Below are 15,023 nucleotides of genomic sequence, written 5' to 3' on the forward strand. Positions count from 1 at the left end.
TTGGCGTCATCTTCCTGAACGCAATGAAATTGATTGCAGTTCCTCTGGTCATGGTATCTCTAGTGGTTGCCGTCGCCTCTCTTGATGATTTCCGCAAATTGGGGAGAACTTCCGGAAAAACTCTCCTCTATTTCTTCACCGTCTCGGGCATTGCCGCACTGATCGGCATAATTCTGGCCGACATTATCAAACCGGGGGCGCTTCCCAACCTGACCCCCCAGAGCACCGACACCGGAATCGGCGACCTTATCGCGACCCTGGTGCCGCCGAATCTTTTTCAGGCTGTTATGACGGGAAGAACACTCGGCCTGATTTTCATCGCCATTGCTTTCGGGGGCGCTCTTTCCACTCTCGGGATTGCCGGAAAACCGGTTTTCGATTTCTTCAATGCGCTGCTGAAAGCGCTGCGAAAACTGCTCTACTTTTTGGTTTTCGCGGCCCCGGTCGGTGTGCTGGTTCTGGTCGGCGGGACCGTCGCGCAAAATCCCGACCCCATGAAACTGGCCTTGAGCATCGGTCTTTTTGCCCTCGTGGTCGTCATCGGTCTGGCCATCCATGGCCTGATAATCCTGCCCTTAATAATGGCCGGTTTCGGGCGCAAGAATCCCTTGCAATATGCTTCAAAAATCGGGCAGGCCTTATGGGGAACCTTCATTACCGGTTCCTCCTCACCAAATTTCCATGTCGCGGTTGACTCTCCTCTGGATAAAAGCCACGGCGGGTTGCGCCCGGCCGCTACCTCTCTTCCGCGCGGAGCCGCCCTTAATATGGATGGCACCGTCCTGTTTCAGGGAGCTGCAGTCATCTTTGTGGCGCAGCTTTACGGCATCAATTTGACTATCGCGCAACAGGTCGTGGTTCTCCTGACCGCCATGTTCACATCGGTTGCCGCCGCCGGAATCCCCCATGCCGGGGCGATCACCATGGTAATGGTGATGGCGCCGGTCGGTCTGCCGATTGAGGGGATTGGTGTTATCTGGGTAATCGACTGGTTTTTGGATCGCTGCCGCTCGGCGGTCAATGTCTGGAGTGATGCGGTCGGCTCCGTTATCATCGCTGGCGTGACCGAAACAAAAGCTCCCGCTCGCGTGCCGCCGCGCGTTCCCGGCGAACCGATCAAGCCTGCCGAAACGAGACCGACACGCCCTGATCGACCGGTCAGAACAGAGCGGTACGAAAGCCGCCCCCGTGGCGACCGCAATCAGCCATATCAGAAAAGGCCGCGGAAACAGGAGGAACACCGTCCCGGATACGAGCGCGGAAGAAGGTCCGAGCCGAGACCCGAACCAAGAGAAAGAACCCGCAAGGAACCGGCGCCTATTTCCAAAGATACGATTGAACGGGATCTGGAAAGACTTCGCAAACAATTAACTCCGCCGCCGGTGCCTGTAAGCGCCGCGCCGGAACCACAGCCGGCCATTACCGAGCCTAAGAAGGATGAATTCTTTGAAAAGGGAATTCCCAAGTTCGATTTCTTCGGCGGCGAGGAAAAAGCCGATAAGGGTGTGACAGAACCCTCCCCGGAACCGGTAGTGGAAAAACCGGCAGTCATTCCCGAGATTCCTGCACCGGTTGAACAGCCGCGCCCGAAAGAAACTCCGCCCGCGGAGCCGAAACCGGAAGAAACTGAGGATGCCTGGGGCAGAATAAAAAAGAAACATCCCAGCAAATAAATCCATATGGATATTGAATAATCAGCCTGAAAGTTTGCCAAACCTTTCAGGCTTTTAATGGTTTAATTAAGTGAAGAGATTGTTGACCGAATCAGCCGGTCGCTTTAATGAGCCATAATTGATAAAGAGGTGTTGAAAAGATGAATAGCTTTAAAGTTGCCTTCTTGCTGCTCCTTCTGACGCTGGTCTTTGTCTTCGTTGGATATCTCCTCGGTGGGAGAGGCGGGATGGTAATCGCTTTTGTACTGGCCGCGGCGATGAATATGGTAACTTACTGGTTTTCCGATAAGATTGTCCTGAAAATGTATAAGGCGAAAGAGGTCAATGAGACCACCTGTCGCCGTCTCCACCGCGTCGTCAGCATGGCTTCACAGAAAGCGCTGCTGCCGATGCCGAAAACCTATATCATCCCCTCCAAAGCCCCCAACGCCTTTGCCACCGGCCGGAATGAAAATCATGCCGCCGTGGCCGCCACCGAGGGACTTCTGGAAATGCTCAATGACAGCGAACTGGAGGGAGTCATCGGGCATGAATTGGCCCATATCGCAAATCGTGATATGCTTATTGGTACCGTTGCCGCCACATTGGCCGGGGCGATTGGCATGCTCGCTTCGATGGCCCGCTGGGGGATGATCTTCGGCGGCGGTTCCCACAACAACGATCGGGGCGGTAATCCCATCGTGCTTATTGTTGTCATGATTGTAAGCCCCATCGCCGCCCTGCTGATACAGATGGCCATTTCCCGCAGCCGCGAGTATAAGGCCGATGCTGAGGGAGGCCGAGTCACCGGGCAGTATCTGCCGCTGGCCTCAGCTTTAAAAAAATTGCACACGGCGCCGTTCCGGATGAATCTGGATGAACGCCCCGCAACCGCACACCTGTTCATCGCCAATCCGCTTTCCGGCCGGGGATTTGCCTCCATTTTTTCGACCCATCCGCCGGTTGAAGAACGAATCAAGCGGCTGGAGCAGTTGCAGTACGGCGGTCCCACCCAATAGAAATTAAGGCTGACCCCACATTGGGATGAATAATATATACGTCGAAATCCTGGCCATTCTGCTTCTCATTGCGGCTAACGGCTTCTTTGCCCTTTCGGAATTCTCCATCATTGCCAGCCGCAAGACCAAACTGAAACGGATGGCCAAGCAGGGGCGCATCGCCGCCGCCCGCGCCGAGAAAATTCATGCCCGGCCCGAAGCCTTCCTGGCCACCGTCCAGGTCGGGATTACTTTTATCGGCACCCTCGCCGGAGTCTTCGGGGGTATGACCATTGTTGACTCTCTCATCCCTTTTATCGCCCGCATACCGATTGATGCCGTTGCCCATGCCGCCCGACCGATCTCTTTCTTCATCGTCGTTTTTTCCATCTCCTTCCTCTCGGTAGTGATAGGAGAACTGGTTCCCAAGTATATCGCCCTGGCCCGTCCGGAACGAATCGCCCTCGCCGTGTCGGGACCGATGACCTGGTTCATTAAAGGGAGTTTCTTTCTGGTGCGGCTGCTCTCCGGGGCGGCCAAAGCAATCATTAGTCTTCTGGGATTGAAGCCTATCTCCGAAAGAAGCGCCATCACCGAGGATGATATCAATCTCCTGATCGCTGAGGGGCTCGAAAAAGGGGTCTTTGATTCCACCGAACAGAGATTGATTCATTCCGTCTTTGACTTCTCCGATACTATTGCCCGGCAGGCAATGACTCCCCGCATCGAGATCGTCGGGATAGACATCAACGAGGCCACTCCGAAAATCCTTCGGATAATCACCGAGAACGGTTTCTCGCGCTATCCGGTCTATCAGGGAACGCTCGATAATATTGTCGGAATTATCTATACCAAAGATATTATCCGCGTGATGCAGCATGGAGAAGTGATCATCATCAAGGATATTATCCGCAAGCCGCTCTTTATTCCCGACTCCATGAAGCTCAACATCCTATTGGGCACTTTCAAACAAAGACGGCTGCATGCCGCGATAGTGCTGGATGAATTCGGCGGTACCGCCGGACTGATCACACTGGAGGATCTACTCGAGGAAATCGTCGGGGAGATTCAGGATGAGTACGATACAGAGCAGAGAGAGTTTGTCGCCAGAAGTGAGACAGTCGCTTTCGCCGCCGGTTCGCTCCGTGTTGATGACCTCAACGATCAATTCGATACGCATCTGCCCGAGGTTGGCCCGCACACCCTGGCCGGCCTGGTTTTCGATCAGCTCGGCCATCCCGCCGTCAAAGGGGAGGAAATCGTCATCGCGCATCTGAAATTCACCGTCCTAGAGGCCGAGGGGAATCGACTCAAAAGGCTCCGAATCGAAAAGATGGAACCAGGAGATTCGGCAAAAGCGTAGAATTTAAACCGCCGCCTTTTTCAGAAAACCGCTTTTCGGACGGTAGGAGGAAAAAGCAGACCATGTTTGAAGCCATCATACAACCCGTCGCCCAGTGGATCATCAATATCATTTCCCAAATGGGATACCTTGGCATCGTTGTCACCATGGGAATCGAATCGGCCTGTATCCCCCTTCCTTCCGAAATAATCATGCCTTTCTCCGGCTCGCTGGTATCCGGCGGGCGGTTCACCATGCTGGGCGTATCGGTCGCCGGGGCGCTGGGTTGCGTGCTTGGCTCGGTGGTGGCATATCTGGCCGGTTATTACGGCGGACGGCCCTTTCTCGAAAAATACGGGAAGTACATCCTCCTTTCCAAAAAGGATATTGACACCGCCGAGCACTGGACCAGGAAATACGGCGACACCGCCATCTTCGTCTCCCGCCTTCTCCCCGTCGTTCGCACTTTCATATCCCTTCCGGCCGGCATCGCCCGGATGAATTTCATCAAATTCGTTCTTTTTACCTTTCTCGGATCTCTCCCCTGGTGTTGGGCGCTGGCTTATATCGGCAAAGTCCTCGGCGACAATTGGACCACGCTGGGGAAATATTTCCACCAGGCCGATATTGTCATCGGCTTATTCATCGTTGCCGGAATCGCCTTCTTTGTCTGGCATAAGTTCAAAAAATAGGAATCCTTCTATTTTACCTTTTCGCCATCACAGCCCCTTTTGGGCTTTTAATGACGCCTCGGAAATGCTATATTCCCAATGATGTCACAAGTCAGCGATGAAAACCGCACCCGCCGGATATTTGAATCCGATATTACCGATCTGGCCTTCAATGGCAAAGCGGTCGGCGAAATCGGCGGCAAAGTGACTTTCTTCGATGCCGGCCTTCCCGGTGAGAAAGTCCGCGGCGAAATAGTTCGTAAGAAGGCCCGATACAATTTCGCCCGGGTGACCGAAATAATCACCCGTTCCCCCGACCGGGTGACCGCCCCCTGCACTCATTTCGGTATCTGCGGCGGCTGTACCTGGCAGGACCTTGACTACGACCGCCAGCTCTATTTCAAACGGAAACAGGTGGTTGATTGCCTGCTTCATATAGGTCGAATCGACGATATCGAGGTCGAGCCGACCGTCGGTTCGGAAAAGCAGTTCTTCTACCGCAATAAAATGGAATTCTCGCTCAATACCACCGCTGAAAACGGTTTTGTCTTGGGATTGCACCGGCGCGGCCATTTCGACCAAATCTTTAACCTGAAAGAATGCCTTCTGCAGTCGGAAACATCCAATCGTATTGCCGCCTGGTTTCGCTCCTTCGTGACCGAAAAGAATATCCCCGTTTATGATATTCTCAAACATACCGGACATCTTCGCTTCCTGGCTATCCGTGAGGCGCGCCGCACCGGGCAAATCATGCTCAACATTGTCACGGCCGAAGGCACCCTCCCCTGTCAATCCGAAATGCTCGAAAGCGCCCTGAATGCCGTTCCCGAAATCACCACCATAGTGCAAAACGTCAACGGCGGCAAATCCAATATCGCCAGAGGGGAATACGAGAATATTCTGTACGGCCCGGGATATATCGAGGAAAAACTCCTCGACCGCACTTTCCGCATCTACGCCAATTCATTTTTCCAGACCAATACCGAACAGGCCGAGCGTTTGTATCGTACGGCCTATGAGATTCTGGCCCCGCAGAAAGAGGATCGTCTCCTTGACCTCTACTGCGGCACCGGGACTATCGGCCTCTGCGCCTCCGGTTTGGTGCAGACGGTCGTCGGCATTGAGCTGGAACCATCCGCAGTCCGGGCGGCGCACGAGAATGCGGCTCTCAACGATATAAGCAACATTCAATTCCATATCGGCTCAGTGCAGGATATATTGCGGAATAATCCGGAATTACTCGATGGCATCACCTGTACGGTCATTGATCCGCCGCGGGCCGGATTGCACCCCAAAGCGCTTCGAAGACTGGCCGAGCTGAATTATCCCCGCCTGGTCTATATTTCATGCAACCCGGCCACTTTTGCGCGTGATGCCGCATATTTGATCCAGGCCGGATACAAAATCGGACGAATTATCCCGGTTGATATGTTTCCGCACACAATGCATATCGAACTGGTCGCCGGTTTTCATAAATAGAAAAATAAAATTATATCATATGGAGGTGTGATGAAAAGGAGATTAACGATTCTGGCGGTCATGGTGCTGTTTGCGCCGTGCCTCTGGGCGCAAAATCCGACCGACAACACCCTTGCCGGGCTGGCCGAGGAAATTCTGCAAAACCTGCAGAGCTTTTATCCGGTGGTTTCCACGGGCAAAGGCATACACACTTACGACTATCTCTTTACCGATTACTCCTCCAAATCGATTCGCGCCGAGGTGGGCAAACTCAAAAAATTTCAGTCCCGCCTCAACCAGTTTAAAAGCAATCTTCTTTCCCCCGAGGGACAGATAGACTGGAAACTGCTGAAGAGCAATGTCGATATCGCCCTGCAGAATCTCGAGCGAATAAAATGGCATGTCAGAAATCCCTATATATATGTTGATGATGCCGTTACCGGCACCTACCTGATTCTGAATTCGCCGTATGCACCCTTTGAGCAACGCGGGCAGAATATTATCGCCCGATGGAAACTGGTTCCCGATTTACTGGCGCAGGCCAAATTGAATTTGAAAAAACCGGCCCCCGTCTATATCAAACTGGCGCACGAAATGGCCTATACCGGAGTCGAGTTCTATAAAAAGGCCGCCGAGGAGCTGAAATTCCAATTGCCCGACCTGACCGGCGAAATTGATGCCGCCGTGCAGAGGGCGATTGCCGCCATGCAGGACTACCAGAAATTTCTTCAAAATCTCCCCTCTGGCGACCCCAACGCCTTTGCCATCGGAAAAACCGAATTCGATTTTAAACTGAAAAATGAATATTTCCTTGATTATGATTCCGATTCCCTGATCAAAATCGGCGAGAATCTCCTGGCCGTAACCGATTCCCTCTATAAAGCCTATGAACTCTTTCTGGAGGCGAATCCCGTTCCGGTCGATTCCGTATTTGCCATCGACTGCCTCAGCAAATATGATGTCCTCAACTATTACAACTGGGAAATCGAGCAGACCAAGCTATATCTCCGGGAGCATGATGTCCTGACCGTTCCCGATAATATCGGCGCCTGCATCGCCGTTGAGACCCCGGTCTTCATGAGAAATATAACAGGCGGCATTGCTTACCAGCCCCCCGGAACATTCAATTCCGACCAGACCGGTTATTTCTATGTCCGCCCCATTCCCGATTCGCTCGATGAGGGGCAGCGCGAGGCCCGTTATCGTTACATTCTCCGCCGCGGCTTCAAAGGCTCGGTGGTGCACGAGGGATACCCCGGTCATCACATGCAGTTCATGATGAGCGCTCGCATACCGAGCAGCGTCAGGAAATGGCAGGAGAACAACTGCTATATCGAGGGTTGGGCATTGTACTGCGAGCAGATGATGTATGACAACGGCTTCTACGGCAGTGACAAGCGCCCCTATCTCGGGGTCCTCGGCGGCATCATGTTCCGCGCCGCCCGCATCGTGGTCGATGCCAAACTGCACACCGGCAAGATGAGTACCGATGAGGCGGTACAGTGGATGTCCAAAGCGCTTGATTCCGATTCCCAGTTCATCCGCACCGAGGTTAATCGCTATACTCTCACCCCCACTATCCCGATGAGTTACCTGATCGGCAAGACCGAGGTGATGAAACTCCGCGATGCTTTTAAAGCCAGAGAGGGCGATAAATTCTCAATGAAAGATTTCCATGACAAATATCTTTCCGAGGGGATGGTCCCCCCGCGCCTGTTGTGGGAAATCTGGAATCTAAAATGACAAGATATTGAATTCTTCGCCTCTTAATTTTTGTAGGTCAGGTTTCTCGCAGACCTGACACAGTCGCTGATGAACAATGACTTGCGGGGCGGCCCGGGAAAAGCAATCCGACGAAAAACAGTCAATTCCTTGTTTTTCAATGACTTGGTAAATTTGGGTTCGCTTTTCAAAATCCGGCACCTCTCAAAATCACAATCACATTCTGTTTATTTGTTGGCGGAGAATGGGTTGGGTGCATTGAGAGGGTTGGCTGAAATGGGTTCGTTTCCTCGTTTTTAGGGGACCCATATTTCTCCCCGGTTGATTGGGGGTTGTGGCCCCGTTGGAGGAGGCAGCGCCAGCCGGGGCAGTAAAGGGGAAGACTGAAGGCCACCGCGCGCGGCGGGCATTCTGCTTGTAGGGCAAGAGGTTAGGCGAAACATGGGGGGCGGGGTGGGAGGAGTTCGTTTCTTCACTTTTGTATTCTTTTGTTGTGTTTTAGTAGCGAATTTGGGAAAGATGCGGCTCCGGTGACAGTTCTTGACATTGGAACAAACGATAAATTGCTTTTTGACTTTAGACATATAAATAGCTGTGCATTCTATTAATGGGGGGAGGACCCAGATCACCATCGATTCGAAGTGGATTTTGAAAGGGGGTAGGCCGCAGGGTCACGCCCGCCGCCATAGGCGGCGGCCGAAGACCCAGCGGAACTATGAGTGGTGGTAAGTATTGAAGCCCCCGACCAAGGGTTCGGGACAGGCTCAGGGGGTTTGACCCGCTCTGCTATGACACAAATTTTATAGGTCGAAAGTCCTGCACTTTCGACTCTTTATATTTCATCGGCACGGCTATCAAACTACCATGGTTTCACATTCGAGAGTGTCGAATCCCCGGGGGCTTCGACCTTGTAAGACTATATTATTGCTATAAGTGAAGCAATATCCTAGCCTGTTTTGTAGGAATGATTCGCCCATTCTTTATTTCGTATAGATCAGAGGCTGGTAATTCGTTAACGCCGTTATGCGCTGCCATAAAGTCATTGGTTTCCTTTGCGCCTTGAAGTACGAAGTGTAAGCCATTATACTGGTTAATCATATGAATGAAAGCCGCGACGTCCTTAGGCAAACACCACAATCCAAACGCCTTGCTAGGGATTCTGAGCGAAGAGGCGAATTTGGGTCTGGCCGTAAAGGCATCGATCATACTTGTGAAATCGTCCCTGCTTATTCCTAAGCAATCAGAAGTCATAAGCAATTCGTTCCATAAGCTAATAAGAACTGCATCAACCACATTTTCACAATATTTTAACAGTTCGACAACTTCCATATTTTCCGATTTATAAATCGCTGAACATTCAAAAGGTTCATACACTTTGTCTAGCAACGAAATAGCATACTCACTGCCTGCATATGAAATTCTCTCCGGTTTGATTGTATCAATCCATTGCATATTCTTCCGAAGAAAGCTAGGATTCACTGCATATTCGGTCCTTCGCAACAGCTTTTTCATCGATTTAGCTGTACCGGGCGGACATGTACTGCGTTGAACAAATACCTCACACTTATAATCCCGCAACTCTTCAAGATGAGACACCTGTTCGACAATGTCCTGTAGAATTATTACATTACAAGCGCCAGTTTCATCTAGTTGCTCAGTTGGCACGCATGCGAAGATAAGGGTGCAGTTTCTAAGGTCATCCATGCAATGTGCAATGTGCGCTTCCCCTAATTCCTCCGCAATTCGCTTTTCAATCTTCTCGTCAATATCATATCCTAAGCATTCATGACCTTTCATTGAGAATGCTTTCAGGGTATTGAATCCGACACAACCGCAGCCAATCACTCCGATTTTCATTTGCACCCTCCGGAAATCATCATAATTACTTCCAAGATGTTCCTCCAATTCAAAGGTTAGACAGTCTAAGCAGAAGCAGGCTTGTCAGCGTATAGCCATCGGTAATAATGCCATTATGTGCCATTGCATAAACTTGCTCAAGTGCAAGAACAGACAACTCCTGAATATCATCGACCGCTTTGGGTTGTTCTAGTGACTCCATCCTGCTATTTTGAATTTTGGCTACGAATACATAGACTTCCTGCGGACTCAGACCCGGCACTGGATTGAATATACCTATCTGAGTGACATCTACTCCTGTAATGCCCGTTTCTTCGGCCAGTTCCCGGTGAGCAGCATTTATATATGTTTCCCCGGGTTCCACAGAACCCATGGGTAATTCCCACGAATCATTTCCAGTTGGAAAGCGATATTGTCTTAAGAGCACAGTCCTGCCCGAATATGATAAAGGGATAATTATCACACTATTAGCGCGCTCTACTACAGTATAAACACCACTCTTTCCTCCTCTGATTATCTTATGCTGACACAATTTCAGCCAGTTATTTTTGTAGATTACTTTTTTCTCTATAGTTTTGAATTCATTATTCATACATTACCTTTCAATAATAATTATTTGTCAATTTATGAAGCAGAATAATGTAAATTTCCTGGTTGGTGCCGCTAATCATAAAGCATTTATTGCCGTGATTAATCATCTTTTAAAGAAATTACTCTAATTTTCTCCAAAATAACAGCACTTAGTATAAATATGGATATGCCAATGCATAAATTCAAATGAGTAAGCATCGCTTGCCGTGAGATAATAAACTCAATGAAAAGGCTAGCAAATCCAGCATAAAGCGAGTTTATGATTATATGTACCCAAATAGTAAAAACATCGGCGCCAAATCGGCGGGCTTTTCGTTGAGTCGGTCGTTCAATATTTCTTTTGCCATGAATTTGATCGTCAAAAAGCCCCAAATCGTGAATTACGCTCTCCTCCACTATATTCATTTGATCAAAGAATCGGAGGTAATTCTTGCGCTGATTTATGTAGATCATCAGAAAACAAAATCCAATCAGAAACATAATTATGCACAACACAAACAATATGGCATAAAGATGAACATTGAAATCTTCCGCATGTATGAGATTTATAAGGGCCAAAGCTGTTCCAAAAATTGCGCCTGCAATAGTGAGATAATACTTGAACCAACGGTCCCTGACTTCTTGCTGCAGCTTTATCCGTTCTCCGATAAATTTGATGTATTCCAGCTTCTCATTAATAAGCATTGATGTTCTACCTTCGATTTAGGGCCTTGACCCGCTCAATTTTTAACATTTCCCTGTTTGCTTCTTCCTTATTGTCTCCCGACGCCCGCTGCATACTAAACTGGTAACCCACCCAAGGAGCCGGTAATCTCAATCGCTCAGCCCGGTGCAAATCAATAGCTGTAATTCTCCGCCTATGCTACCATAAAATAGCCGCATTTAACGCGAAGTCAAGTTGAATTCGCAGGCGGGGATTCCAAAGAAGAGATTGTCGGGTTTCTCGTCTCCGCAGGCGCGGAGTCTCGGAACCACGACCTACAATAACTACTTCGGTAGGGTGGACAGGATGAATATTATTTGAGTCAGGAGGTTTTGGCGTCGAGAAGACGGAGGGAGTTGAAAATAACCAGAAGCGAGGCGCCCATGTCGGCCATGATCGCCATCCAGAGAGTCGCCAGACCGGCAATTGCCAGCCCCAGAAAGAGCGCCTTCAGCCCCAGCGCAAACCAGATATTCTGCTTGATTATTCGCAGGACCCGCCGCGAGTGATTGATCAGCCAGGGAAGCCGCGAGAGGTCATCGGAAATCAGGGCGATATCGGCCGTTTCGATAGCGGCATCGGCGCCGGCGGTACCCATGGCAATGCCGAGCGTTGCGGCCGCCATCGCCGGGGCATCATTGACTCCATCGCCGACCATGGCTACATTGTTGTACCGTGCAACCAGCTCCTCGACCGCCCGTACTTTATCCTGCGGGAGAAGTTCGGCGCGATATTCGCTGATTCCGGTGGCGGCGGCAACCGCCTGCGCCGTTCCCTCGTTGTCGCCGGTCAGCATGATGATATGTTCAACACCGCATTGTTTCAGATCCCGAACCGCCTTAATTGATTGCTCGCGGATGCCATCGGCGATACTGATAAGGCCACAGATATGATTGTCATTACCGATAGCAACCACGGAGTGGCCATTTTTTTCGAGCTGTAGGGCGCAACTGTGAAATTCCGGGGTTTCGCCGCCCCGCTCGTGCATCAGGCGGTGGCTCCCGATCCAGTACTGCTTGCCGTCAATATGTGCTTCAGCTCCCTTGCCCTTAATGGATTGGAAATTTTCGGGGGCCGGTATAACCACACCGTCATTTTCGGCCTTACGGAGAATAGCCTGGGCGAGCGGGTGCTCGCTGAGACGTTCCAGCGCAGCGACGCGGGAGAGCAATTCCGGCGGCGTATGACCGCTGAGAGGAATCACCTCCTGCACCTCGGGGTGACCATAAGTGAGAGTGCCGGTCTTATCCAGAGCGATAGCCTTGATCCGCGCGGGAGATTCGAGAAAGATCCCCCCTTTGATAAGCACTCCGGCGCGGGCGGCCGAGGTGAGCCCGGCAACGATACTGACCGGCGTAGAAATAACCAGCGCGCAGGGACAGGCGATAACGAGAACCACCAGCGCTTCATAGAACCATCGCACCCAGTCGCCGTCGAAAACGAGCGGATGAAAAACGGCCATGAAAACAGCCAATCCCATCATCGTGGGAGTATAGTAACGGGCGAACTTTTCGACCCACTGTTCGCTGGGGGCGCGCCGGGACTGTGCCTCTTCCACCATGTGGATAATCCGCGCAAGCGTGGTGTCATTGGCGGCGCGGGTGACCTTGAATTCAAAAGCGCCTTCGTTGTTGATAGTACCGCCAAAGACCTCATCGCCGATTTTTTTTCTGATCGGGGCAGACTCACCGGTGATCGGAGCCTGATTAACGGTGCTGAATCCTTTTGTGATAATACCGTCGAGGGGGATTTTCTCGCCGGGCCGCACGATAACAATCGCTCCGGGGAGAACCTCCTCGACCGGCTTTTCCTCGATATCGCCGTCATGAGGGCAGATTGTCCGGGCCCGAAGCGGCGCCAGATCGATCAGGGCACCGATCGCCCGCCGTGCCCGCCCGACACTCCATGATTCCAGTAGAAGGGCAACAGAGAAGAGAAAAGTCACGGTGGCGGCCTCAAACCATTCCCCCAGAACCATGGCGCCGATTGCGGCAATGGTCATCAGAAGATTCATATCGGGGCGCAGTCGTCGAAGGGCAAAAAGAGCTTTAGGGGCGATAAACCAGGCCCCTGCGATTGTAGCGCACAAATAGAAAAGTACCGTAATCAGGCCCTCGGGTCGGATCCCGGCCAGAGCGCTGATAAAGCTCCCCTCGCGGATCGACTGGGAAATAAACCCGACCAACAGAAAAGCGCCGCTGATAATGCACATGACAGCTCTTCCACGTCGTTTCCAGAATCTGTCTTTGGCCGGGTGAGTCGTTTTGGCAATGAATTGCTCCCAGGGAATGGCCTTCATTCCGGTGCGGCCAACCACCTGACTGATAGTGGTTTCATCGCAAGAGGCTGAGACGTTGACTGTCATTTTGCCGTTGAGGATATCAAAGGAGAGATTGTTTTCGCCCCCGACCAGCGGGCCGAGTTCTTTTTTAAGAAGAGCGACTTCCTCGGCGCAGTCCATCCCGGTGATCTTAAAGAGATACTTCTTCATTTCGGCCATACCAATATAACGAATCGGCAGCCAATAAACTTTGCTGGAGTGGAAATAAATTTGCCGGCCGGTATCAGGTTCGGAAATGGCAGGACTGGCGGCTCGGGCCGCCCGTCCATTGCGCGACAGAATTAAGATCGACTAATGTATACAGGCAGGCTCCGGTCCCTGCAGGTAAAGAAAACGGATTAAATAGCCAATATCCTGGATATTAATAAGACCGCGGCCGTTAATATCGCCAGCGCGGCGGTCAACCGGGGGATAACCGTGCCGGTAGAGGAAATCAATCAAAGAATACATATCCAGAATGCTGACAAGGCTGTCATCGTTGATATCGCCGCAGGTGAAGCTGCCATTGGCGGTATTAGTGAGAACGCCGGCGTTGCCCAAAGCAGCGCTTACCACGGCCAGGTCGTTATCGTCATCGGCATCAAAATCACCCGCGCAGATGCCGTGGGGGAGCAGGCCGCCGGCGTAATTGACTGTGGCCTGAAAGCGCCCATCACCGTAGCCGCGCAGGATAGAGATGTTATTGGAGCCTTCGTTGGTGATTGCCAGGTCATAGTCGGCGTCACCGTCGAAATCGGCGGCAATGATGGAAGTTGGATAGCTGCCGACGGCATAAAAGGCCGGGCTCGAAAAAGCGCCGTTGCCGAAATTCAGAGAAACCGAAATATTCCGCTTATAATAGTTAGCCACTGCGATATCTTTGTCACCGTCGCCGTCAAAATCGGCGGCAATGATAGAAGTTGCCCCCGGGCCGGCTTCATAATTCACCGCCGGATTGAATGTCCCGTCACCGTTATTAAAAAGAACCGAGAAGTTATCGGCATTGAAGTTGGCCACAGCCAGATCATTATCGCCATCGCCGTCAAAATCGGCGGAGATTACCGAACGGGGAAGGCTGCCCGTGGTATAATGAACAGCTGTCTGAAAGGTACCATCCTTTTTGTTCATCAGAATGATAACACTGCTGTCATAATTGTCAACTGTGGCCAGATCGGAATAGGAATCGCCGTTGAGGTCGGCGGCGCAGATTGCATAAGGGCTTTCACCACAGGGATAGCCGACCGGAGCGGCAAAGGCGCCGTGGCCGTCATTTTTCAGGAGGGTAATGTTGTTGGAATATTCATTGGAGGTGGCCAGATCGATATCCCCATCGCGGTCGAAATCGGCCCCGCATATTGCGTACGGGCCGGAACCGGCGGCATAATCGATAGCGATTCGAAAGAGTCCGTTCCCGTACCCCAACAGGACGGAAACGGTATTGGCGTCATAATTGGCCACCGCCAGGTCAAGGGTACCGTTCTGGTCGAAATCGGACGTGCAGACCGAATAGGAAATTCCAGTCACGTCATAATTCGCGGGTGGCCCGAATATCGTGAGCCGAGCATGGAGTTCCTCAACCGTGAAGAGTGCCAAAATCATCACGCCGACAGCCATTATCATTGATTTCATCCCATACCCTCTTGTCTTGCGACGAGTACCTGGAACCGTTCTCCGGCCCCGCCCGGTTTAAGGATTTCTCGAATATCAGC

The 15,023-nt window shown here is 51.5% G+C and carries 11 protein-coding genes; 6 read left to right on the plus strand and 5 right to left on the minus strand.

Going from position 1 to position 15,023, the window contains the following annotated elements:
- The 6 genes from NT002_09115 to NT002_09140 all read left to right on the plus strand — a co-directional run.
- Positions 1-1,673 (plus strand): cation:dicarboxylase symporter family transporter (locus tag NT002_09115; GenBank protein ID MCX6829423.1); only part of this gene is annotated, 1,673 nt, incomplete at its 5' end.
- A gap of 140 nt (positions 1,674-1,813) precedes the next feature.
- A complete protein-coding gene (gene htpX / locus NT002_09120; protein MCX6829424.1) occupies positions 1,814-2,671 on the plus strand; it encodes a zinc metalloprotease HtpX in 858 nt (285 codons plus the stop codon).
- Positions 2,672-2,696: 25 nt separating this feature from the next.
- Positions 2,697-4,013 carry a hemolysin family protein gene (locus NT002_09125; protein ID MCX6829425.1) on the plus strand — a complete coding sequence of 439 codons (1,317 nt, stop codon included), beginning with the start codon at positions 2,697-2,699 and terminating at the stop codon, positions 4,011-4,013.
- A 62-nt stretch (positions 4,014-4,075) separates the two neighbouring features.
- Positions 4,076-4,684 carry a DedA family protein gene (locus NT002_09130; GenBank protein ID MCX6829426.1) on the plus strand — a complete coding sequence of 203 codons (609 nt, stop codon included), beginning with the start codon at positions 4,076-4,078 and terminating at the stop codon, positions 4,682-4,684.
- A 78-nt stretch (positions 4,685-4,762) separates the two neighbouring features.
- Positions 4,763-6,142 carry a 23S rRNA (uracil(1939)-C(5))-methyltransferase RlmD gene (rlmD, locus tag NT002_09135; protein MCX6829427.1) on the plus strand — a complete coding sequence of 460 codons (1,380 nt, stop codon included), beginning with the start codon at positions 4,763-4,765 and terminating at the stop codon, positions 6,140-6,142.
- Between the two features lie 30 nt (positions 6,143-6,172).
- Positions 6,173-7,864 carry a DUF885 domain-containing protein gene (locus tag NT002_09140; GenBank protein ID MCX6829428.1) on the plus strand — a complete coding sequence of 564 codons (1,692 nt, stop codon included), beginning with the start codon at positions 6,173-6,175 and terminating at the stop codon, positions 7,862-7,864.
- Positions 7,865-8,770: 906 nt separating this feature from the next.
- On the opposite strand, the gene NT002_09145 is transcribed toward NT002_09140, so the two are convergent.
- From NT002_09145 to NT002_09165, 5 genes are all read right to left on the minus strand, one after another.
- Positions 8,771-9,700 carry a hypothetical protein gene (locus NT002_09145; protein MCX6829429.1) on the minus strand — a complete coding sequence of 310 codons (930 nt, stop codon included), beginning with the start codon at positions 9,698-9,700 and terminating at the stop codon, positions 8,771-8,773.
- Between the two features lie 49 nt (positions 9,701-9,749).
- Positions 9,750-10,292, minus strand: a complete 543-nt coding sequence (locus tag NT002_09150; GenBank protein MCX6829430.1) for an NUDIX hydrolase — start codon at positions 10,290-10,292, stop codon at positions 9,750-9,752.
- 98 nt (positions 10,293-10,390) lie between these two features.
- Positions 10,391-10,975 (minus strand): hypothetical protein, encoded by a 585-nt coding sequence (locus tag NT002_09155; protein ID MCX6829431.1) that lies wholly within the window; start codon positions 10,973-10,975, stop codon positions 10,391-10,393.
- Positions 10,976-11,316: 341 nt separating this feature from the next.
- A complete protein-coding gene (locus NT002_09160) occupies positions 11,317-13,485 on the minus strand; it encodes a heavy metal translocating P-type ATPase (GenBank protein ID MCX6829432.1) in 2,169 nt (722 codons plus the stop codon).
- Positions 13,486-13,626: 141 nt separating this feature from the next.
- Positions 13,627-14,943, minus strand: coding sequence for a VCBS repeat-containing protein (locus NT002_09165; protein ID MCX6829433.1), 1,317 nt, complete (start codon positions 14,941-14,943; stop codon positions 13,627-13,629).
- Between the last annotated feature and the right edge of the window lie 80 nt (positions 14,944-15,023).

This window comes from Candidatus Zixiibacteriota bacterium (assembly GCA_026397505.1).
GTDB lineage: Bacteria > Zixibacteria > MSB-5A5 > GN15 > PGXB01 > JAPLUR01.

Excerpts from the sequence above, each read along its gene's own strand:
- htpX (MCX6829424.1), top strand. The coding sequence starts at position 1,814 with ATGAATAGCTTTAAAGTTGCCTTCTTGCTGCTCCTTCTGACGCTGGTC.
- NT002_09125 (MCX6829425.1), top strand. The coding sequence starts at position 2,697 with ATGAATAATATATACGTCGAAATCCTGGCCATTCTGCTTCTCATTGCG.
- NT002_09130 (MCX6829426.1), top strand. The coding sequence starts at position 4,076 with ATGTTTGAAGCCATCATACAACCCGTCGCCCAGTGGATCATCAATATC.
- rlmD (MCX6829427.1), top strand. The coding sequence starts at position 4,763 with ATGATGTCACAAGTCAGCGATGAAAACCGCACCCGCCGGATATTTGAA.
- NT002_09140 (MCX6829428.1), top strand. The coding sequence starts at position 6,173 with ATGAAAAGGAGATTAACGATTCTGGCGGTCATGGTGCTGTTTGCGCCG.
- NT002_09145 (MCX6829429.1), bottom strand. The coding sequence starts at position 9,700 with ATGAAAATCGGAGTGATTGGCTGCGGTTGTGTCGGATTCAATACCCTG.
- NT002_09150 (MCX6829430.1), bottom strand. The coding sequence starts at position 10,292 with ATGAATAATGAATTCAAAACTATAGAGAAAAAAGTAATCTACAAAAAT.
- NT002_09155 (MCX6829431.1), bottom strand. The coding sequence starts at position 10,975 with ATGCTTATTAATGAGAAGCTGGAATACATCAAATTTATCGGAGAACGG.
- NT002_09160 (MCX6829432.1), bottom strand. The coding sequence starts at position 13,485 with ATGAAGAAGTATCTCTTTAAGATCACCGGGATGGACTGCGCCGAGGAA.
- NT002_09165 (MCX6829433.1), bottom strand. The coding sequence starts at position 14,943 with ATGAAATCAATGATAATGGCTGTCGGCGTGATGATTTTGGCACTCTTC.